At 38.4% G+C, this 22015-nt stretch carries 18 protein-coding genes and 1 other annotated feature; of the genes, 11 read left to right on the top strand and 7 right to left on the bottom strand.

Annotation, left to right across the window (positions count from 1 at the left end; genetic code table 11):
* Positions 1–78: 78 nt before the first annotated feature.
* Positions 79–2235 (bottom strand): pilus assembly protein PilM, encoded by a 2157-nt coding sequence (gene pilM / locus CSE16_RS16245; protein ID WP_099424882.1) that lies wholly within the window; start codon positions 2233–2235, stop codon positions 79–81.
* Positions 2236–2411: 176 nt separating this feature from the next.
* Here pilM and CSE16_RS16240 point away from each other — a divergent pair, with 176 nt between their 5' ends.
* The 4 genes from CSE16_RS16240 (at position 2412) to ccpA (ending at position 6206) form a co-directional block, all read left to right on the top strand.
* Positions 2412–3497, top strand: coding sequence for a bifunctional 3-deoxy-7-phosphoheptulonate synthase/chorismate mutase (locus tag CSE16_RS16240; protein ID WP_099425862.1), 1086 nt, complete (start codon positions 2412–2414; stop codon positions 3495–3497).
* Between the two features lie 228 nt (positions 3498–3725).
* The gene (locus CSE16_RS16235; protein ID WP_099424881.1) at positions 3726–4478 is read left to right on the top strand and encodes an SDR family NAD(P)-dependent oxidoreductase; all 753 of its coding nucleotides are present in this window, start codon (positions 3726–3728) and stop codon (positions 4476–4478) included.
* Positions 4479–4502: 24 nt separating this feature from the next.
* Positions 4503–4940: a MarR family winged helix-turn-helix transcriptional regulator gene (locus tag CSE16_RS16230; protein ID WP_099424880.1), complete on the top strand. Its 438-nt coding sequence runs from the start codon at positions 4503–4505 to the stop codon at positions 4938–4940.
* Between the two features lie 264 nt (positions 4941–5204).
* Complete coding sequence (ccpA, locus tag CSE16_RS16225; RefSeq protein ID WP_099424879.1) at positions 5205–6206, top strand: catabolite control protein A; 1002 nt, start codon at positions 5205–5207, stop codon at positions 6204–6206.
* Positions 6207–6572: 366 nt separating this feature from the next.
* Here ccpA and CSE16_RS16220 read toward each other — a convergent pair whose 3' ends face one another.
* The 5 genes from CSE16_RS16220 to CSE16_RS16200 form a co-directional block, all read right to left on the bottom strand.
* Complete coding sequence (locus CSE16_RS16220) at positions 6573–6758, bottom strand: hypothetical protein (protein ID WP_099424878.1); 186 nt, start codon at positions 6756–6758, stop codon at positions 6573–6575.
* Between the two features lie 268 nt (positions 6759–7026).
* On the bottom strand, positions 7027–7440 hold the full coding sequence (locus CSE16_RS16215; RefSeq protein WP_099424877.1) for a universal stress protein: 414 nt from the start codon (positions 7438–7440) through the stop codon (positions 7027–7029).
* 125 nt (positions 7441–7565) lie between these two features.
* On the bottom strand, positions 7566–8729 hold the full coding sequence (locus tag CSE16_RS16210; RefSeq protein WP_099424876.1) for an acetoin utilization protein AcuC: 1164 nt from the start codon (positions 8727–8729) through the stop codon (positions 7566–7568).
* Complete coding sequence (locus CSE16_RS16205; RefSeq protein ID WP_099424875.1) at positions 8726–9367, bottom strand: acetoin utilization AcuB family protein; 642 nt, start codon at positions 9365–9367, stop codon at positions 8726–8728. The genes CSE16_RS16210 and CSE16_RS16205 overlap by 4 nt, the downstream gene beginning before the upstream one ends.
* Positions 9368–9392: 25 nt before the next feature.
* Positions 9393–10025 carry a GNAT family N-acetyltransferase gene (locus CSE16_RS16200; protein ID WP_099424874.1) on the bottom strand — a complete coding sequence of 211 codons (633 nt, stop codon included), beginning with the start codon at positions 10023–10025 and terminating at the stop codon, positions 9393–9395.
* A 166-nt stretch (positions 10026–10191) separates the two neighbouring features.
* Between CSE16_RS16200 and acsA the strand changes: the two genes are divergently transcribed.
* The 5 genes from acsA (at position 10192) to CSE16_RS16175 (ending at position 16371) form a co-directional block, all read left to right on the top strand.
* On the top strand, positions 10192–11919 hold the full coding sequence (gene acsA / locus CSE16_RS16195) for an acetate--CoA ligase (RefSeq protein WP_099424873.1): 1728 nt from the start codon (positions 10192–10194) through the stop codon (positions 11917–11919).
* A 227-nt stretch (positions 11920–12146) separates the two neighbouring features.
* A complete protein-coding gene (argC, locus tag CSE16_RS16190; RefSeq protein WP_099424872.1) occupies positions 12147–13181 on the top strand; it encodes an N-acetyl-gamma-glutamyl-phosphate reductase in 1035 nt (344 codons plus the stop codon).
* A gap of 94 nt (positions 13182–13275) precedes the next feature.
* Positions 13276–14499 carry a bifunctional ornithine acetyltransferase/N-acetylglutamate synthase gene (gene argJ, locus CSE16_RS16185; RefSeq protein ID WP_099424871.1) on the top strand — a complete coding sequence of 408 codons (1224 nt, stop codon included), beginning with the start codon at positions 13276–13278 and terminating at the stop codon, positions 14497–14499.
* The gene (gene argB, locus CSE16_RS16180; RefSeq protein WP_099424870.1) at positions 14462–15238 is read left to right on the top strand and encodes an acetylglutamate kinase; all 777 of its coding nucleotides are present in this window, start codon (positions 14462–14464) and stop codon (positions 15236–15238) included. Before argJ ends, argB begins: the two co-directional genes overlap by 38 nt.
* Positions 15235–16371, top strand: coding sequence for an acetylornithine transaminase (locus CSE16_RS16175; protein WP_099424869.1), 1137 nt, complete (start codon positions 15235–15237; stop codon positions 16369–16371). Before argB ends, CSE16_RS16175 begins: the two co-directional genes overlap by 4 nt.
* Before the next feature lie 83 nt (positions 16372–16454).
* On the opposite strand, the gene CSE16_RS16170 is transcribed toward CSE16_RS16175, so the two are convergent.
* A complete protein-coding gene (locus tag CSE16_RS16170; RefSeq protein WP_099424868.1) occupies positions 16455–19313 on the bottom strand; it encodes a transglycosylase domain-containing protein in 2859 nt (952 codons plus the stop codon).
* 204 nt (positions 19314–19517) lie between these two features.
* Positions 19518–19723, top strand: a binding site (T-box leader).
* 72 nt (positions 19724–19795) lie between these two features.
* Between CSE16_RS16170 and tyrS the strand changes: the two genes are divergently transcribed.
* Positions 19796–21064, top strand: coding sequence for a tyrosine--tRNA ligase (gene tyrS / locus CSE16_RS16165; protein WP_099424867.1), 1269 nt, complete (start codon positions 19796–19798; stop codon positions 21062–21064).
* 180 nt (positions 21065–21244) lie between these two features.
* A complete protein-coding gene (locus tag CSE16_RS16160; protein ID WP_099424866.1) occupies positions 21245–21862 on the top strand; it encodes a Yip1 family protein in 618 nt (205 codons plus the stop codon).
* Positions 21863–22015 lie beyond the last annotated feature (153 nt).

Below are 22015 nucleotides of genomic sequence, written 5' to 3'. Positions count from 1 at the left end.
TTTAAGACGCATTAGTAAACGCACCATTTCACAAAAGTTGAAATGGTGCGTTTTTGGTTTTTCGAAAATCCTCTTACGTTATATTTTTATAGATTGCTCGATTAACTGAATTTCCAATTGATCCCCACCGAATATTTCTGCATCAAATGAAGAAGACTGTCCATTTCTTAAAATGGAAAACGAACCTTTAAAGGCAGTAGGCAGTTGCCAAGATGAAAAACGGAACACATCTTGATAAATCCACTTGCTCGAATCTTTTTCTAAAATTTTGATCGTCGCTCCATTTGGCACAGTCGCATGTTTTTGTACGACTATCCCATTAACAAAAAATTCTCGTGCCGTTTTTACAAGCTCAACTAGTTCCTTTTGGAATGTAACAACTGCTTTTTCCTCAAGCAGTAAATTGAGCTCGTTTGCAATCATATCAGCCGTAGGTAACTGGAACTGTTCAAATGTAATGACATCCCCATTTTGAATTGGGTAGTTCAGTTTACCAGGCTTGCCATTAACAAATAATCGCGATGAAAATTCAGGCAGGTGCACGGGCTTCCCATCAATATGAATAAAGTATGAACTGAATTGATTTAATTGTAAAAGGTTATCGGTATGTTTAAAAGCCGCTTCAATAGTTTCAACGGTTTCGACCATTATAATATCACGATCTTTTAGCATCGTATCCAGGCTGACTAATTCACCGTTTACATATACTTTTGGTTCAATCATAAACAATGTATTTTGAATCGTTACAGATTTAACAGCGGCATTATCAATAATATCACGTACATTTACCGTGGCGTCTGTACCATCCAATCCAGCAATCAGCTCTATTTGATCGCCATTTTTAACGAGCGATTTCGTCGAGGCAGTTTGTCCATTTAATAGTATTTGCGCGGGTTGCCCATGCTCACCTGGAACAAAGATACTTTGGCCATTGACTGTAATAGATAAACCATGTCCTAATTTTCCGTAAAGCTGTTTTGCACGAATATTTGCCGCTAAAAAGGCATCCCCCACAGTCATTTCCTTCAATTCAAATAAACGAATAACTTGCTCGTTTACAGAAATGGACATGTAGTGAATGGGTGCTTTTTGTGCAGCAATGGCAATACCAATTGGCGTCACAAGCTCTGGTGTTGCAGCAATCTTCTCATCACGTGTTAAATTTTGAATAGCGTCAATTCCTCGAACAGCTACACGATTTTCTGGTAGCCCTAAAACATTTCCAATTTCTTTAGGTAAATTGGGTGTTAAGCTTCCTCCACCGACTAACATCACCGCTTTTGGGGCAACATTATTATTAAGACGTAAAATTTCTTTACCGATGGATTGAGCTAAGTTTTGTATTGCAGGATATATCGCTTTTAACACGTCATCATAAGGGAAATATTGATCGAAGCCTAAAATATCTTGTATTAAGATTTCTTGCGCCGTATGCATTTGACGCTTCGCCATTTCTGCAACAGGGAAATCAAGTAAATAATGGTCGCTCAATGCTTCAGTAATTTCATCTCCAGCTGTCGGTACCATTCCGTAGGCAACAACCGTGCTATTATCTGTAATGGCTATGTCAGATGTGCCAGCGCCAATATCAACAAGTGCAATATTTAATCGACGCATTGTAGGAGGGATGAGCACATTGATTGCAGCAATCGGTTCAAGCGTCAGTGCTTCCATTTCTAAATCCGCCCGTTTCAATGCTGCGAGTAAAGATTCTATAACGACGCGCGGTAAAAAAGTCGCAATCACTTCAATTGTTGCCTCGTCACCTTGTTGATCCAATAAACTACCGATTTCTTCCCCATCTAACCGGTAGTACAACACGGAATAACCGACACAATAATAGTGATTGGATTTCGCATCCTCTTTTTGTTGAAGAAGCTGCTGCTGTGCTTGCTGTACAGCTTGTAATTCCAAACGATTAATATCTTCTTCAGTGAAAATTGGACGGTTTTTAATCGGAATTGTGACACTTGCATGCTCCGTTTTTAAAGCACGACCAGCAGCTGCGACGCTTACCTTTTTTAGAGGCCCGTGCAGTACTTCTAATTCTTTTTTAATTACTTGTATGAGCTCGGATACATAGAGCACATTATGTATTTGACCATCTACCATTGCTCGTTCTTTATGTTCTTTTACGAGAATATCTGAAACATGGTAATGATCATCGTGCTGTTCTAAAATAATGCCGACTACGGAGCGAGTACCAATGTCCAAAGCAAATAATTTTTTCGTCATGTGAAAACGCTTCCTTCCGTTCAAATTCTCACATTATACTTTAACGAGTTGAAGCGCTAAAATAAAATACGTGACATTCTATCATTAGTTGATTATAATAAGATTATTATTTTAAAATGTATCATACTTTTATAGTAACAGAAAGTGCCGGATACGAGGAAGAGGGGAACAAGATGATGGGTCAACAAGATTTAGAAAGCTTACGTAGTCAGATCGACGATTTAAACTTAGAAATTTTACGTTTAATTAATGAACGTGCCTCAGTAGTTGAAGAAATTGGTAAAATTAAAGAAAAGCAAGGCGTTAATCGATACGATCCGCTACGTGAACGTCACATGCTGGACTTAATAAAAAAGAATAATAACGGTCCTTTAAATCAAATGACGGTTGATTTTATTTTCAAGCAAATCTTCAAGACAGCGTTAAAACAACTTGAAGCTGAAAAGAAAAAAGAGCTCCTTGTTTCACGAAAAGAAAAGTCAGAAGATACTGTCATTAATGTGAACGGCGAATTAATTGGTTCTGGGGCACCTTCCTTTGTATTCGGACCATGTGCAGTTGAGTCATACGAGCAAGTAGCAGCGGTTGCCGCAACAATTAAAGAAAAAGGCTTAAAACTAATTCGTGGTGGTGCATACAAACCACGTACATCACCATATGATTTCCAAGGTTTAGGCTTAGATGGTTTGAAAATTTTAAAACAAGTTTCAGATGAATACGGTTTAGGGGTTATTACAGAAATCGTAACGCCATCGGACTTAGATCATGCGTTAGATTACATTGATGTGATCCAAATTGGTGCGCGTAATATGCAAAACTTTGAGCTATTAAAGGCAGCAGGTGCTACGAATAAGCCGGTATTATTAAAACGTGGCTTAGCGGCTACAATTGATGAATTCATCCATGCTGCGGAATACATTATGTCAAAGGGCAATGAAAACATTATCCTTTGTGAACGCGGTATTCGTACGTACGAAAAAGCAACACGTAATACATTAGATATTTCAGCTGTGCCTATTTTAAAGCAAGAAACACATTTACCGGTAATGGTAGACGTAACGCACTCTACAGGTCGTCGTGATTTATTATTACCATGTGCAAAAGCGGCAATTGCAATTGGTGCAGACGGTGTTATGGCAGAAGTACACCCTGATCCTTCAATTGCACTATCTGATCAACAACAACAAATGGACATCCCAACGTTCAATGCTTTCTATGAAGAAATTCAAAAATTCATGAGGCAATATGAAGTATCAAAATAAGTGAATGTCTAATCTCTAAGTCAACTAAGGCTTAGAGATTTTTTATAATAAATTATTTACTTACTTTCAAATGAAGGAATAAAAATGACCTTATCAGATAAAAATGAAGCGGGATTACCACAAGTAATATTTGAGAATCCAACCCATGATTTATAAACTGAACAGTTTACCTTTAAACTATTTAATGATAAACTAATTATAATTAACTGATAAGGGAGCTGTATTCTTATGAAATTACAAGATAAAGTTGTTATTATTACTGGCGGTGCTGGTGGTATTGGTGGCGGTATGGCAAATGCAATGGCAAAAGAAGGCGCAATTATAGCAATCGTTGATTTAAATGAAGAAACAGGTAAAGCGATGGAAGCGGAATTACAAAAAATTTCTCCAAAATCAATGTTTATTCAAGCGAACTTAACTGACCGCGAAAACCTACCGAAAATTATTGATATAGTAATTGCGCAATACGGTAAATTAGATGTATTAGTAAACAATGCACATGCATCACGTCAAGTAAGTCTTGAAGAAGCAACTCAAGCAGATTTAGATTTATCATTTAATACAGGTTTCTACCCAACATTTTACTTAATGCAAGCAGCATACCCGCACTTAAAAGCAACTGAAGGTAATATTATTAACTTTGCTTCTGGTGCTGGTCTAAATGGTCACGTTACACAAGGTGTTTATGCAGCAGCAAAAGAGGCGATTCGCGGGATCTCTCGTGTTGCAGCAAATGAATGGGGTAAAGATGGAATTAATGTTAACTTAATTAGTCCGATCGCAGAATCTCCAGGAGTTCGCGCATGGGCAGAGGCACAACCTGATTATTACCAAGAAGTATTATCGAAAATTCCTTTAGGTCGTTTCGGTCATATCGAAGAAGATATCGGTCGTGTTGCAGTATTCTTAGCAAGCGAGGATTCACAATATATCACTGGTCAAACAATTATGGTAGATGGTGGGTCAATTATGTTAAGATAATGATAAAAAAGGTTAGGTTTTCAAATGGAAAAAAAGAGTATTTTTCAATTAATTCATACAGTTGAGCAAATGAATAATGAATACATTATCCGTTTCACCAAAAGATATCCTTATCCAATCGGCGTATCACCCATTTTAGTATTAGCCGAGCTAAGAACTAAGGGGCCAAGGAAACAAGTAGAACTAGCAGAAGTGCTCGGTTATACAAAAGGCGCTATGACAAGCATTGCAAATAAATTAGTATCGCTTGATTTAGCGGAGCGGATGTATGATGAAACAGATCGCCGAATCATTCAACTTCGTATAACAGAAAAAGGGAACGAAGCTTTTCTTATGGCACAAAAAATTGGTGAAGAGATGTATATGGAGTTATACAAAATATTTACTCCAGAAGAAATCGCAACCTATTTATCATTACAACAAAAGTTATTGAGCAATGCGAAAAAGAACATTCGAAATTAATATGAAGGAGTGCTATCTCTTGGTAGCGCTTTTTTTATTGAATCGACTATGTTTAACTTACTTTAGTAGAATGTCCTCAACGTCTATACGAGTACGGGATGAATAAAAAATCTGGACAAAAGTTAGTCTTAGTGTAATTGATTAATTGATTGAAAATGGAAATGAAAGTATTATATGATTAGTATAACCATATTCGGTGCTATAAATAAGTCTGGGCTAATTGGATGGAAAATAGCATTTATCAATAAAAAAGGGGGAGATTCTTTGACTGTCACAATTTATGATGTTGCACGTGAGGCAAATGTGTCAATGGCAACGGTGTCTCGAGTAGTAAATGGTAATCAAAATGTAAAGCCTGCAACAAGAAAGAAAGTATTAGATGTAATTGAACGACTAGAGTATCGTCCAAATGCTGTAGCACGTGGTTTGGCAAGTAAAAAAACAACATCAGTAGGAGTCATCATCCCTGATATTTCAAATAATTTAAATGCAGAGTTAGCGAGAGGGATTGAAGATATCGCAACGATGTATCGATATAATATTATTCTGGCCAATTCAGACCAAAACGAAGAAAAAGAGTTAACACTTTTAGATACAATGCTTGGCAAACAAGTAGATGGCATTGTCATAATGAGTGATGAAGTAACAGAAAATATTCAACGAGCAGTTGAAGCATGCTCTGTACCAATCGTTTTAGCGGGTTCCATTAGTTTAACAGAAAAAGTGGCATCAGTTAATATTGATTATTACACAGCAACGTATGAAGCGATTCAATTATTTATTGAGCATGGTCATAAACGAATTGCATTTGTTTCAGGTCCATTAAAACATACAGTCAATGGTCAGCAAAAGTTACAGGCTTATTTGGATGTATTGCAAGAGGCTGGAATTGAGCTAGATGATTCATTAATCGTTGCAGGGGAAGATTCCTATGATGATGGTTTAGAAGGATGGGAAACGTTAAGCCAACTAGAAAATCCACCAACTGCTATATTTGTAGGAAATGATGAGTTAGCAATTGGTCTTGTCCACGGCATGCAAGATAGCGGAAAACAAGTACCTGAAGATATAGAAGTAATTAGCTTTGGAAACTCGAAACTTGCCCGCATGGTTCGCCCACAGCTAACAAGTGTCGTTTTACCGCTTTACGATATCGGAGCTGTTGCGATGCGTCTATTAACGAAGTATATGAATAAAGAAGAAGTAGAAGTTCAAAAGGTCATTCTGCCTCATCGAATTGAAATGCGCGACTCCATTCAAAAATAATAGAAAACTCCCCATTCATCGATTTATTAATGTGAATAGGGAGTTTTAAGTGTTGGATGAATGCTAAATATGTACTGAATTCAGTAGGAGTTCAAACCCCGGCTGAATAGGGGAACTCAGGCTAAGATCGCCACGTCCTGCGGAAACGCCTGAGTAACCAACATCTTGTTGGCCCTAAGCCCCCGGAGGATATCACAGATTTTTTACGAGTATGCTCGATAAAAATCTGGACGCAATTACGCCGAGGTGTAATTGATTTATTCTTACGTTACGTTTGGCTAGTGATTTGGAGTACCGTTTTTCATGTTGTTCGTTGTCTTTACGAGTTTTGGCGTTTCAGAAACACTAAATTTTGTTTTAGTTTGATTACTTATCACCTTTTTCATTAATCGAAGCTGTCTTTCCAAAGTAAAATGAAACAATTGAAATGATAACCGTTTGAATAAAATTAGTCTCCAGCAAGCCCTTCACCGAAAGGACAAAGAATAATAATACCGTAACTAACGCAATAATCTTCCTTACCTCCAATAATGAAGTTAGCTTGTTTTTCATTAACCAACACCTTTCTCCCAGCCTCTTGCTAGGTTTAATCTAAATACATTCTACAGCCAAGTGAAATGTCCAACTGCGATTACTATCACTATATTGATAAATTACGAATTTTATCACCCATGTTCAAATTCAATAAATACAGGGCAATCGAACATCGTTTACTGCTAACCAAGGCTAACCGCATAAATAAAGAAACGCCCTTTCCACATTAATTGTTAATGTGGAAAGGGCGTTTTTTAATCTTTCATTTTGAACTATAATTTTATGGTTATTTTACTAGTAAAGTCGAACAGTTCGCATTTTTCGTTACATATGTACTCACACTGCCAAATACCATTTCGTGCATTGGGTTTAATCCGCGACAACCGATGACAACTAAATTCACTTTATTGTCGTTCGCGTATTTTGAAATCATACGACCTGCATGACCATGAGTAATAACGACTTTATAGTTGGCATGATTATTTTTAATGAATTGTTCCTCTCTGGCAAACTTAGTGCGGTAATTTTGTTCTAAGTTATCTAAAGTACCTGCGTGAGCTGCTTGTGAAGTAATTCCTTCTGTTGATATAACAGAAATAATTTCGATTAAAGTATTAGATGTTGCAATATTCACTGCATCCTGTGCTGCGCGGAATGAATTGTCAGAACCATCAACTGCAAGTAAAATATGTTTATACATAAAAACTCCCCCTAATCTATTATGATACTATTATAGTATAAGGCTGAATATTTTTGGGTCATTCTTCTTTTTTTAGCTAAAAAGCTATACAATCTTTGTCCAAAGAGTGTATAGCTAGTCAATTGCTATGATCGATTTTTTTCAGTACGTATCATATGTAGCGCCTTTGCAAGCATTTGGGCGTTTTTTTCTTGAATTTCCGCCTTTCGAGGAATCGCTTCATAGAGGGGAAATGGGTCATTCCAAGTCGGAATTAACGGTACGGGAGATTCGGCTTGCCATTTATCTAGCCAAGCTTGTGGCAATGGCCCGGCAGGTTCTTGTTGATCTGTCATTTCCGTCCAAATATAAGACCAGGCACGGGGAACAACGCGCCAAATATCATAGCCACCCCCACCAACTGCGATCCATCTTCCCCCGCAATATTCATGAGCGAGTTTATGGGCAAGCTTTGGAATTTCTTTATAAATATTCATCGTTCCGTATAAGTGTGTGAGCGGATCAAAATAATGTGCATCTGCGCCATTTTGTGTGAGCACAACATCGGGTTTAAAAAATTCGAATACTTCACGCATCGATTGCTCATATATTTCTAAGAAGCTTTCATCCTCGGTAAATGCATCGACAGGGAAGTTAAAAGAAGTACCATAACCTTCACCATTGCCTCGCTCGGTAATATTCCCTGTACCTGGAAATAAATAGCGACCTGTTTCATGAATGGACAATGTACAAACATTGGGGTCATCATAAAATGACCATTGCACCCCGTCACCATGATGTGCGTCGGTATCCACATATAAAACACGTAGACCATACTTTTCTTGAATATATTTTATAGCGACACTGCTGTCGTTATAAATACAAAATCCAGAAGCACGACCACGGAAACCATGGTGCAAACCACCGCCAAGATTGAGCGCGTGCTGTGCTTTTCCTTGTAAAACATAATCCACTGCTTGGAGAGTACCTCCTACAAGCAGTGCACTTGCCTCATGCATATTTTGGAACATGGGCGTATCTTCCGTCCCGATTCCGAAAGGCTCTCCTTGCTTAGCAGTTAATTCCCCGTGACCTGCTTTTTTGACAATTTCAATATATTTCGGATCATGAGCTAGTGCAATTTCTTCATCTGTGGCCATACGTGCAGGAATAATATCATCATCGCTCAATGCGTTAATATTTTTTAATAAATCAATTGTTAAGTGTAATCGTTTATGGTTGAAAGGGTGTGTGTCCGAAAATTTGTAATTTAATTGGTCTGGCGAATAAACAAAAACTGCTTTTTTCATAGCGTAACGCCAGGGAGATTTGGCCAGAGCACATTGTAGCCCTGCTGACGTAAATCTTCAATAATTGAGAGTGGGTTAATTACTTGTAATCGGACACTTAAAATACGCGTATTAGCGCTTTCACCATCTGGATATACCAAAACACTTAAAACGTTGGCTTTATGATCATTAAATATTTTCGAAATCTCAAATAACACTCCGGGCTTGTCTGTGACACGAATATCAATTTTAGAGCCTGGTTTATGAGTGCCTGTTAATTCGATATAGGTATATAGCAAGTCCGTAGTTGTGACGATACCTACAAGCTCGCCTGCTGTCACAATCGGCATGCAGCTAATTTTAGATTCATAAAAAATAAGGGCAATTTCCTCGACGAAATCTAAAGGATGGCCAACAATTGGATTTTTCGTCATAATACTTTCGATGGGTGCATCAAATAATGAAGAATCTGGCTCCTCACGAGCAGGTAAAACATTTTTAATATCACGCTCTGTAATAATACCAATTACGCTCTTGTGCTCGTCGATAATCGGTAAATGGCGGAATTTTTTTTCACGCATTAAACGAGAGGCTTCTCGAATTGTATTTTCAGGCGATAGTGTATGTACTTCGGTATTCATAATCTCTTCGACAATCATTTTTCAATCCCCTTTGTGATAAGAATTAATACATGAAACGACTTTTAAAACGAAGTCTGTCAAAACGTTCAAGCGTCTCAGCTTGAACTCGTGAGCCAGTACGTGCCATTAAGCAGTTTGCTGGATGAGAAGTAATTTCTGGGTCATCTGTTGCATAATATTCAAATTTAGCAGAGCTCATCATCCGCTCCATCATATTACGGTAATCCCAAACGGATAAACCAGTACCTTTCAAATCCCAGTGCCAGTAATATTCGGTCGTAATAACTAAATAATCTTCTAAAGCGTCATCCATGAACGACACTTCAAGTAATTTCTTTCCAGCGCCTGTTCCACGGAAGGATGGAATCACCTCAATCGCTCCAAGTTCAATCATATTGGGAATTCGATCTTCTGCCCAGCGCTCGAGCGGGTCGGGATAAAGATAGGTTACATAGCCGACGACAAGGCTATTTTGCCGAATGACGATAATACGTCCTTCGTCAAGTTGGGCAATTCCGATGAGTGCTTCATGTTGTTGCTTGGAAGGTCTAAATGCTTTGAGGTCTTCGTGTAATTCGTAAGTAGCTAATATCTCAGAGGGAACAGGACCTTCAATTAAAACTTTACCGTTTTTTGTATTTTCTTCAATACTGTAAAAAATTTTAATGTGCTCCATTTTCACACCACCTGCTCGTTATATTTCTATTATACAGGATTTAATGCGAAAATACGCTCAATATTGTTAAAAACAACTAAATTGTCACAAAATTATAAAAATTTTGCCGATTAAAAAAGTTTTCGTGTAGAATAATACTATCTTTGAAGTTGAAGGGGGATATTTCATGGGGATGAAAACATTGGAGAAATTAGCAGCACGTCCAGGGGAACATAGTTTAATAAACTATGAGGATACGGCAGCAACTCACGATTGGGAGAATACGGAGAAGGCTTTTTCTTGGTATGAAACGGGGAAGGTGAATATTGCGTATGAAGCAATAGACCGTCATGTAGATAGTCATCGGAAAAATAAAGTCGCACTTTATTATAATGATGGTGTACGTAAAGAGTCGTATTCATTTTATGATATGAAGCGCAACTCAAATAAAGCGGCAAATGTTTTAAAAGAGAAGGCTAATTTACAAAGGGGTGATCGCCTATTTATTTTTATGCCACGCTCACCAGAATTATATTTTAGTTTGCTTGGCGCATTAAAAATGGGCGTGATTGTTGGTCCGTTATTCGAAGCGTTTATGGAAGGTGCGGTATATGACCGGTTGGCTGATAGTGAGGCGGTTTCGATTGTGACAACACCATCATTGCTAAGTCGTGTTCCAATCAATAAATTACCAAACTTAAAAACGGTTTTCGTTGTTGGGGAGAACGTCGAAGAAACCGATATAATTATTGATTTTAATCGTAATTTTAAAGAAGCCTCTTCAAACTTTGAAATTGAATGGATGGATAAGGAAGATGGCTCTATTTTACATTATACATCGGGTTCTACTGGGGCACCAAAAGGCGTGTTACATGTACATTATGCGATGGTACAACAATATCAAACAGCACAGTGGGTACTCGATTTAAAAGAGAATGATATTTATTGGTGTACAGCGGATCCAGGCTGGATTACAGGTACGGCATATGGTATTTTTGGTCCTTGGTTAAATGGTGTCACGAATGTAGTTGTCGGTGGTCGCTTTAGTCCACAAGCTTGGTATGGTGCCATTGAGGAATATGGTGTTACTGTATGGTATAGCGCACCGACTGCATTCCGAATGCTAATGGGTGCAGGTCCAAAAGCGCTTGAGCAGTTTAATCTTTCAACGGTACGCCATGTTTTATCGGTTGGGGAGCCGTTAAATCCAGAGGTTGTACGATGGGGGATTGAAACGCTAAATCATCGTATACATGATACATGGTGGATGACAGAAACAGGCGGGCATATGATTTGTAATTATCCTTCCATGGATATTAAGCCAGGTTCGATGGGGAAACCGGTACCTGGAATTTTTGCAACAATTGTGGATGACCAAGGAGATGAAGTACCACCTTGTACAATGGGGAATTTAGCAATTCGTAGAGGATGGCCGGCAATGATGCGTCAAATTTGGGGCAATCCAGAACGTTATGAATCTTACTTCTTAAAAGGAGAATGGTATGTCTCTGGAGACTCCGCTTATATGGATGAGGAAGGTTATTTTTGGTTCCAGGGTCGAGTGGATGATGTCATTATGACTGCGGGTGAACGTATTGGTCCATTTGAGGTAGAAAGCAAATTACTCGAGCATCCACATATTTTAGAGGCGGGTGTTATTGGGAAGCCTGATCCGGTGCGCGGGGAAATTATAAAGGCGTTTGTTTCATTACGTGAAGGGGTAGAACCTTCAGAAGCATTAGAAGCAGAAATTCGTGAATTTGTTAAAACGGGATTGTCTGCACATGCGGCTCCAAGAGAAATCGAATTTAAGGACAAGCTGCCAAAAACACGGAGCGGAAAAATTATGCGTCGTGTATTAAAAGCATGGGAACTAAATCTCCCAACTGGTGATCTTTCAACAATGGAAGAGTAATAGGTCTCAAGTAATTAAATGCATGTGGAAGTCTTATGTGAGCATAAGGCTTCTTTTTATTTGATTCGCAAGTTAAATTTAAAAAATTTAGAATTATTTATATTTATATAAAAATACAGTTGACTAAATAAATATACATAATTTATACTTACTTTTATCCTTTATAAAAATAGACAGAATATTATTTTCCGTGAAATAGAATGATTAAGAAATCCAGGGGTGACGTGATGAAAGTTGGAATTATTGGGGCTACTGGCTACGGTGGCTTAGAGTTAGTACGTTTTTTACATAATCATAAAGAAGTAGAAGATATTGCATTATTCACATCTTCGGAGGAAGGAACAATTTTTTCAGCAAAGTTTCCTCATTTAACAGATTTATATAATCAGCCATTACAAAAAATCGATTATGATGCATTAGCTAAGTTTGATGTGGTGTTTGCGAGTACACCATCTGGGGTATCTAGTAATCTATTTCCTCCATTAGTAGGCGTAGGACCAAAGCTTATTGATTTATCGGGAGATTTTCGTTTAAAAGATGTTACCAGTTATGAAACGTGGTATAAAAAGGCGGCAGCACCTCTAGAAACTGTGAAAAAAAGTGTGTATGGCTTAACAGAATGGAATGAACAGGAAATTAGGCAAGCAGAGCTCATCGCAAATCCAGGATGCTACCCGACTGCTGTATTACTATCCCTCTTGCCTTTAATTAAATCGAATTTGATTGATCCAAGTTTTTTGGTGATTGATGCAAAAAGTGGGGTTTCAGGGGCAGGGAATAAGCCATCTCAATTGACGCATTTTAGTGAAACCAATGAAAGCTTCTCCATTTATAAAATTAATGAACATCAGCATATTCCAGAAATTGAGCAGGCCATTTCAATGTTCGCGCATGTTGATACAAAAATTACATTTAACACACATTTAGTCCCGATGACGCGCGGAATTTTAGCCACGTCCTATGCCCAAGTTCACGCAGGTACTACACAGCAGCAATTAGTACATTGTTTAAAAGAAACGTATGCCAACCATCCATTTGTGCGAGTAATAGAAGAAGCATCTTCTATCGGAACGAACAGAGTGAAGGGGTCCAATTACTGTGATATTTCAGTAAAGCTAGATGAACGAACAAATCGTGCAACAATTGTTGGCGTCATTGACAATTTAGTCAAAGGGGCAGCAGGGCAAGCAATTCAAAATATGAACGTTCAGTTTGGATTACCACAAAAAACAGGATTGGATCTCATTCCGTATTTTATTTAGTTAATTTGCTTCAGCAGGTTCGAAAAAAATCTGGACTAAAGTTAGTCGAGGTGTAATTGATTAAAAAACACATTATCCTGAGGAGGAATTTTATATGGTATCAACAATTGAAATGAAAAAATTATCGAGTAAAAATATCGTTTCACCGAAAGGCTTCAAAGCAGCAGGAATTCATTGTGGCATCAAGCATAAGAAAAAAGATTTAGCAATTTTAGTCAGTGAGGTACCGGCAAGCGTTGCGGGTGTATTTACGACAAATGCTGTACAGGCGGCTCCGATCAAAGTTACGAAGGAAGTTGTGTATGCCACTAAAAAAATGCAAGCGATGATTGTTAACTCAGGAAATGCGAATGCTTGCACAGGAAAGCAAGGGTTGGCGGACGCGTATGAAATGCAACAGTTGGCAGCGCAAAAATTAGGCATTGATAGCGAATTAATCGGTGTAGCTTCTACGGGTGTTATTGGTGAAATTATGAAGATGGAGCCAATCCAAAAAGGCATTGAACTACTAATACCAGATTCAAAATTAGAAAATGGCATTGATTTTGCACAGGCAATTATGACGACGGATACGGTTATGAAAAATACGACGTACGCAACTGTAATTGATGGCAAAGAAGTGCTCGTTTCAGGCTCTGCAAAGGGTTCAGGAATGATTGAACCAAATATGGCGACGATGCTAGGCTTTATAACAACAGATGCCAATATTGAATCGGATGAATTACAAAAAGCATTATCGAGCGTGACGGATTGCACGTTTAATTCAATTACAGTGGATGGAGATACGTCAACGAATGATACAGTAATTGTGATGGCAAATGGCTTAGCAGGGAATGAATCGCTAACACCTGCACATCCAGAATGGGAAAACTTTTATACGGTACTACGTCTTGTAGCGGAAGATTTAGCTAAATCGATTGCTCGTGACGGAGAGGGTGCGACAAAATTAATTGAAGTCGAAGTAGACGGGGCAATTTCAGATGAAGAAGCAAGAAAAATTGCGAAAACAGTCGTTGGTTCACCACTTGTTAAAACAGCGGTCTTTGGCTGTGATGCAAACTGGGGACGTATTATCGCGGCAGTGGGATACTCGGGTGCACATGTAGATCCTGAAAAAATTACGATTAAAATTGGCGGTGCAACAATGGTCGAAAATGGCGAGCCAATTAAATTCTCAGAAGAAGAATTGATTGAAATTTTAAAGCAGCATGAAGTAAAAATTTATGTATCGCTAGAAGTTGGAGAAGGGCGCGGATTTGCATGGGGGTGTGATTTAACTTATGACTACGTTCAAATCAACGCATCATACCGTTCGTAAAATGGTCATCAAGCTTGGTGGTAGTACTTTAGAAGGTCTAAACGAGGCCTTCTTTCGTAATTTTAAAGCATTACAGCATCAGGGAATTCAATTAATTATTACACATGGTGGAGGACCTGCGATTAATCGTGAGCTTGCGGCAGCGGGGATTGAATCGTATACAGTTAATGGTTTACGTGTAACGAATGAGGACATGATTGGCATTGTCCAATCGACGTTAATTGGAAAAGTAAATCCGGCACTTGTGCATGAGCTAACAGCGGCAGGAATTGCTGCAGTTGGATTAAATGGTTTTGATGGAAATTTACTAGAGAGTCATTTTCTTGATGAAGCCACATATGGTTATGTAGGTGAAGTTAAATACGTTCATACACGAATATTGAATGCATTATCAGCAGCAGGCATTGTCCCGGTTATTGCTTGTATTGGTACGACGAGAGAAGGGCAAGCATTGAATATTAATGGTGATACGGTTGCAAGTGAGATTGCACTTGCTGTAGGCGCAGATCGCTTATTACTCGTAACCGATGTTGCAGGAATCCGTATTAATGACGAGTATCAAAGGGAAGTTACGCCAACACTCATCAAGCAATGGATTGAGGAAGGTCATATTAATGGTGGGATGATCCCGAAAGTACAAGGGGCGATTAATTGCTTATCAGCGGGAATTCCATCGGTACAAATTGTGAATGAAACATTAACAGGTACAACTATTTTAAGTGAGGAGCTAGTCCAATGAGTGCATTATTTCAAAATTATGCAAGAAGACCAATCGTGATAGTTGAGGGCAAGGGAACAGAAGTTTTTGATGTAAATGGAAAACGTTTTTTAGATTTTACAAGCGGGATTGCTGTATGTAGTTTAGGGCATGCACATCCAGGAATTGTTGAGACGCTTCAAAAGCAAAGTGAAAAACTTTGGCATATTAGTAATCTGTTCGAAAGTCCAGGGCAGGAAAAATTAGCAGCTAGCCTTTTGATGGATTTACATTTGTCGTATGCATTTTTCTGTAATAGTGGTGCAGAGGCGAATGAAGCAGCGATTAAGCTTGTTCGTAAGCATACAGGAAAGCATAAAATAATTGTATTCGAACAAAGTTTTCATGGCCGTACATTTGGGGCAATGAGTGCAACTGGACAGGATAAAGTGCGCAATGGCTTTGGTCCACTTGTGAGCGAATTTATTACATTGCCATTTAATGATGTTGAAGCATTACAGGCAGCGGTAGATGGAGAAACGGCTGCAATTATGCTCGAGATGATTCAAGGTGAGGGCGGCGTAAACGCGGTATCGGAGGAATTTGCACAGGCGATTCATGATATCCATCAATCAACGGACATTTTATTAATTATTGATGAAGTACAAACGGGAATTGGTCGAACGGGAACACGTTTTGCATTTGAACAAACGGTTCTTAAGCCGAATATCGTTTCATTGGCAAAAGGTTTAGGAGGAGGCTTCCCAGTTGGAGGTATTTTAGGGACGGCCGAATTATTTGAAACGTTTAATGCAGGGACGCATGGTACGACGTTTGGTGGAAATCCACTAGCCGTAGCTGTAGCGCAAACCGTGATTGACCATGTATTTGACGAGGCATTTTTAGAAACGGTTCAGCAAAAATCAGCCTACTTTACTGCGAAGCTAAAAGAGGCTTTCCCAGAGGGAAAATATTCGGTGCTAGGAAAGGGCTTAATGCTTGGTTTCGGCTTTGGTGAAGAAGTAGCACCCTATGTTTCGGCACTTGATGAAGCTGGGTTACTGACAGTTGCTGCAGGTCCTAAAGTCATTCGTTTATTGCCACCACTAACTGTTTCAGAGCAAGAAATAGATGAGGCTGTGGCCATTTTAAAATCAGTTATACAAAAATCATAATCAAAAAAATCATCATTTTAGGCCAAAGCCCGAAATGATGATTTTTGATTTAGAGGAAAACCTTAAAATATTCCTAGTAATAGCTAGTTCGTACCAGTATCTTCAACAGGTTGTTCTATGTCCTCTGGTTCCGTCGGTTCGATAGTGTCCTCGGTATTGTCACCTGGGTTCGTATTTTCTTCAGGATCTGGAGGGAGTTCAATAATTACCCCAACTTCATTTGAGTGACTCGATTCAAAACCTGTAATATCCACTGCGACTACTACATAACGTACACCAGGTGTAACTTTCATACTGTGACTTTCATTAGATTTGAATGAAGCAACGAATGATCGACCACCATTTGTAAGGCTATATACACGATAGCCAACAATATCGTTTGAAGCGGAATTCGTCCATGATAGTACCCCATTCCCCAATGTTGCCGATACAGGGCTTGGAGACACACTATCAGCTTTGAATGCTGAACTAGAAACGACCGTATTACCGGAACTGTGTGGTAATAGTTTTGATGCGTCCCCACCTAATTTACCTAACATTCGATTTGCAAATGCTTGATTCAAACCGAAGCCACCTTTTTTAACGAATTCTGGTGGTGTTTTTCCAAGTGCTGCATAAGACTTTCCATTTATGACAACCGATGAAGAGGATATAAAACTATCATCAGGCTTCGATGGATAAAGGACGCTTTTATTAAATAAGTCAGACGTTACAAGACCTGCATTTGCACAGGAAGTGGATGGCGCTAAGCCTGAAATTCCACAAAATGAAGCGGAAACGACATTCGCAGGTTTTTGGAACGGCTCTTTTGTCCCAATCAATTCTGGGTCTACTTTGTATAAACTATTCATATATTTTGCCCAAAGCGTGTTAACACGAGCACTTGGGTGCTGATACGTATTATTGAAAGCGTATAAAGTACGTGGCTGATCATAACCTAACCAAACCCCGAGTGAAATATTAGGATTATATCCAACTAACCAGACGTCTTTATGATCTTGCGTTGTCCCAGTTTTAGCTGCAAAATCAGATGAGAAACTTAATAAGTTCTTCGCTTTTGTTGCTGTTCCACCGTCTTTTAAAACGCCGCGCAGCATATCTGTCATCATATAAGCAGTCTCTTCAGAAAATACGTCTACTGGCTCTGTTTGATGTTCAAAAATGACATTGCCATCTAAATCTTCAATGCGTTCGATCATATAGGCGTCGATAAATTGTCCGTTATTCGCAAATGTTGCATAGGCATTCGTATTTTCTTCTACCGTTGCGCCGTGGGTAATCCCACCAATTGCAGTAGAAAGGTTAACGAAATCGCCTTCCGTTAATTTTGAAAAGCCCATTTTCTCTAAAAACGTGGCAGGTCGTTTATCTAAAATGTCGTCATATAGTCGGAGCACAGCTAAGTTTTGTGACGATGCAACTGCTTGACGAGCTGAAATAATACCAAGCTCTTGATTTGGATTGTAGTTGACTGGTTCATAGTTGTCGTAGCTACGTTTAAATTTCACATCAACGACTGGGCTACCCGCACCGATAACACCATACTCTAAAGCGGGTGCATATGCGAGTAGAGGCTTCATCGTAGAACCGTTTGAACGGTATGCCTTTGTAGCGTGATTTAATTGTTCTAATTCATGATCACGTCCACCAACGAAGCTTAAAATTTTGCCCGTCTTATTTTCGATGACCATACTACCAGTTTGTACAGGGACATCGACTTCAATTTCTTCCCCAGTTTCAGGGTCTTTTACTTTTTTCTTATACGTTTGACCATATAATTTAAATTCATCTGTTACTTGCTGCATTGCATCATACATATCTTTATTTATTGTTGAATAAATGCGGTAACCACCTGAACGAATCTGACGGTCAGCTAAGATTGTATATTTATCGTGAAGATTTGATTCTTCTTTTAGACGTGCTGGATCAATCCCATCTTTTTCAGCAAGGATAGTGGCAAAAACCTCTTTAGCACGTTCTTCTAGCTCCGCTGTTAGCCATGGATATTTATCCTCTGGACGTTCTTCGTGATCTCTAAAATCTTGTGTAATATCATAAGCAATAGCTTCTTCATATTCTTTTTTCGTAATGTATCCAACTTCATTCATGCGATACAAAACGGTTTTCATACGGTCAATTCCGTGTTGCATCCCTTCTTGACTTTTACGCTCCCCTTTGTTCGTGAAAGGAGTATATTTAAAAGGAGCCTGTGGAATACCGGCAATATAAGCAGATTGTGGCAAAGATAATTCAGATGCAGGAATCCCGAAAATACCTTGTGCCGCCGTTTCTATCCCTGCAATATTACGCCCAGATGAATTACGTCCATAAGGAATAATATTTAAATATGCCTCTAAAATTTCTTCTTTTGACATAAAATACTCTAAACGTAATGCGAGTAAAATTTCCTTTGCTTTACGCTCATAAGATACTTCGTTTGTTAATATTTGGTTTTTAATTAATTGCTGCGTTAACGTTGAACCACCTGTTTGAGTTGAGGAATTCGATACGTCCTGTAAAAGACCACGTAAAACCGCTTTCGGTACAATCCCATTATGCTCACGGAAATATTCGTCCTCTGTCGCAAGAACTGCATTAATTACGTTAGGTGATATATTGGCAAGCGATGTTTCACGACGGTCTAAATCAGTACGGATTTTTCCGATGTAAATATCGTTTGCGAAATAAAGCTCACTTGTTTCTTCATAGCTAAAGATTTCCTCGCGCATTTCTTCTTTTGAACGGAGTGGTTCCTCCTTAACGAGTGAAGCAAAATAACCAGCTCCAACGCTTACCATAAAAATGGCTGAGGCGGTGAGGAATATAATCGTTAAAAGAGTCAGGTTCCAAAAAACGCCACCCGCTATACGGAAATGACGCATCCATTTTGAAGAAGCAAGGATTTCGATTTTTTTATTTAATTTTTCGAGCCATTCTTTCACTTCATCGACCTCCTAAAGTCTTGTTTATCTTCATTCACAAAGATAATATTTACTGAACGAAGATAAAGCTCCCGGCGAATGTCACAGATTTTGAAAATCTAGACACAATTACGCCTAGGCGTAATTGATTATAGCATATTTGTTTCTGATACGAATATAATTATTGACATAGTAAAGATATTGAGTAGAATAAAGAATATAAAATTTCAAACAATGAAGAGTTTGCAGTAATGAATTCATTCCCTGATTTAGAGAGCTAGCGGTTGGTGTAAGCTAGACATAGTGAATTCATGAAGTACGTGCTCAGAGTTTGAACGGGTCGTTTCGATATAAACGCTTAAAGTGGAAGGAATTTTTTCCTTCAAGCCGGGTGGTACCGCGTTAAATAATGCTTATTTGACGTCCCTGCATGCAGTTTGCGTGTAGGGACGTTTTTTGTTGCCCTTACATGCAAAAAAACACATGTAAAAGGAGAGTTTAAGATGAACGAATTAATTCAAGACTTACAATGGCGCGGGTTATTATACCAGCAAACAGATGCAGAAGGTATGGAAAAATTATTAAACGAGCAAAAAGTATCGTTGTATGTTGGGGTGGATCCAACAGCTGATTCCATGCATATCGGTCATATTGTACCATTATTAACATTACGCCGTTTCCAACAAGCGGGGCATACGCCTGTTTTATTAGTAGGTGGAGCAACAGGAACAGTTGGAGATCCATCGGGTCGTTCAGAAGAGCGTCAATTACAAACGATGGAGCAAATCGATCAAAACGTACAAGGCTTAAAGAAACAAATGGAGCGTTTATTTGATTTTACTTCGGGTTCTGAAAACGCAGCTAAACTTGTAAACAACCATGACTGGGTTGGTCCATTATCATTAATCGATTTCCTACGTGATTACGGAAAGCTAATTAACGTCAACTACATTTTAAATAAAGATACAGTGGCATCACGTCTTGATTCAGGTATTTCGTTTACGGAATTTGCGTACACATTAATTCAAGGGATTGACTTTAATCATTTATACGATCACCACAATGTTCGAATTCAAGTAGGTGGTTCTGATCAGTGGGGGAATATTACGACTGGATTAGAAATGATTCGTAAAACACATGATGAGCAGGCGAAAGCTTTTGGTATTACGATTCCTTTAGTAACAAAAGCAGATGGTACAAAGTTCGGTAAAACAGCGGGTGGCGCGGTTTGGTTAGATGCAGAAAAAACATCACCTTATGAGTTCTACCAATTTTGGATTAACGCAGCCGATGCAGATGTTGTGAAATACTTAAAAATCTTCACATTCTTATCGCATGAAGAAATAGAAAGCTTAGAAGTAAGTGTGCAAGAAGAGCCACATTTACGCAAAGCACAAAAGGCATTAGCAGAAGAAATGACGCGATTAATTCATGGAGAAGCGGGCTTAGAAGCAGCGGAACGTATTACAAAAGCATTGTTCTCAGGTGATTTAAAGTCGTTGTCTGTAGATGAAATGAAAGTTGCCTTTGCGGGTATTCCTTCTGTTGAAGTAGCAAAGGCAGATCAAAACATCGTGGAATTAATTGTTGAAGCAGGCATTTCATCATCAAAGCGTCAAGCACGAGAAGATGTGACAAATGGAGCGATTAGCATTAACGGTGAAAAAGTGACGGATTTAGAATATGTTGTCGATAGTAAATATCGTTTAGAAGACGCCTTTGCCATCATCCGTCGCGGTAAGAAAAAATACCATATGGTGAAATTCGTCTAATCTTAAATGACGAGCTTATAGGGGAAGCGTCTCAGAAATTACTCTGAGGCGTTTTTTATATTATCGGAGTGAATGCGTAGTGAAATTAGTTGCAACGATTTTTAACGTTCGATAACTTTGAATCACTTTAAAAATAACAGTATAATATAGTTTGTATTATTATTTTTAGGAGGTTCTATTTTGGTTGAACAGCAAGTGAGATATGTCGATGATCGGCATGCCATTTTAAGTATTGCGATTAAACCGCGTGATACAATTCAGTATGTATTAAAAACGAAAAACTTGCCGTACTTTCTATTTATCGGGATTATCGGCATGTTTAGTAGTAATGTAGCGAGTTTTATAGGGTCGACGTTTGATGGGAAATACTCATTAGGAGATATCATTTACTCTTCGTTCATGTCGAGTTTCTTACTTTATTTTTTATCAACCTTCATTGTAGCGGGAATTTTTCTATTGTCTGCAAAAATGTTAGGTGGAAAAGGCACCTTTAAGCAAATGTTCCGTGTTGTAAGCATCACGATGATTCCCTATATTTGGATTTTGCCATTGCTGTTATTTTGGATGCAATTTGCACCGCAGTCCTTTTTCGATATTTCGTATATCGAAACCGGTCTAGGTGATGTCATTTTACAATTTGTTGGCTACGTCTTTATTCTCATCGCAAGTATTTGGACATATGCATTAACGATTATCGGTATTTCAGAAGTACATAAAATTACAAAATGGCGTGCCTTTTTCGCTTCAATTCTTGTACTCATTGTCCTATGTGCGATTTTAGTATTTACATTACTTTAGTAGCAAAAAGGTTATAAAAAACAGTCAATCAATTTTAAATTGAGGGCTGTTTTTTTATATAAAGAAAGTAATTTGTGTGGAATATAAATTATAAAATAACTTTGGGATGGTTTTAATACAAATAAAAAACTCCCAAACACTTGATAAACAAGG

The organism is Solibacillus sp. R5-41 (assembly GCF_002736105.1).
Classification (GTDB): Bacteria; Bacillota; Bacilli; order Bacillales_A; family Planococcaceae; genus Solibacillus.
Note: the sequence above shows the minus strand (reverse complement) of the source record. Positions and strands in the feature narration are given on the sequence as shown.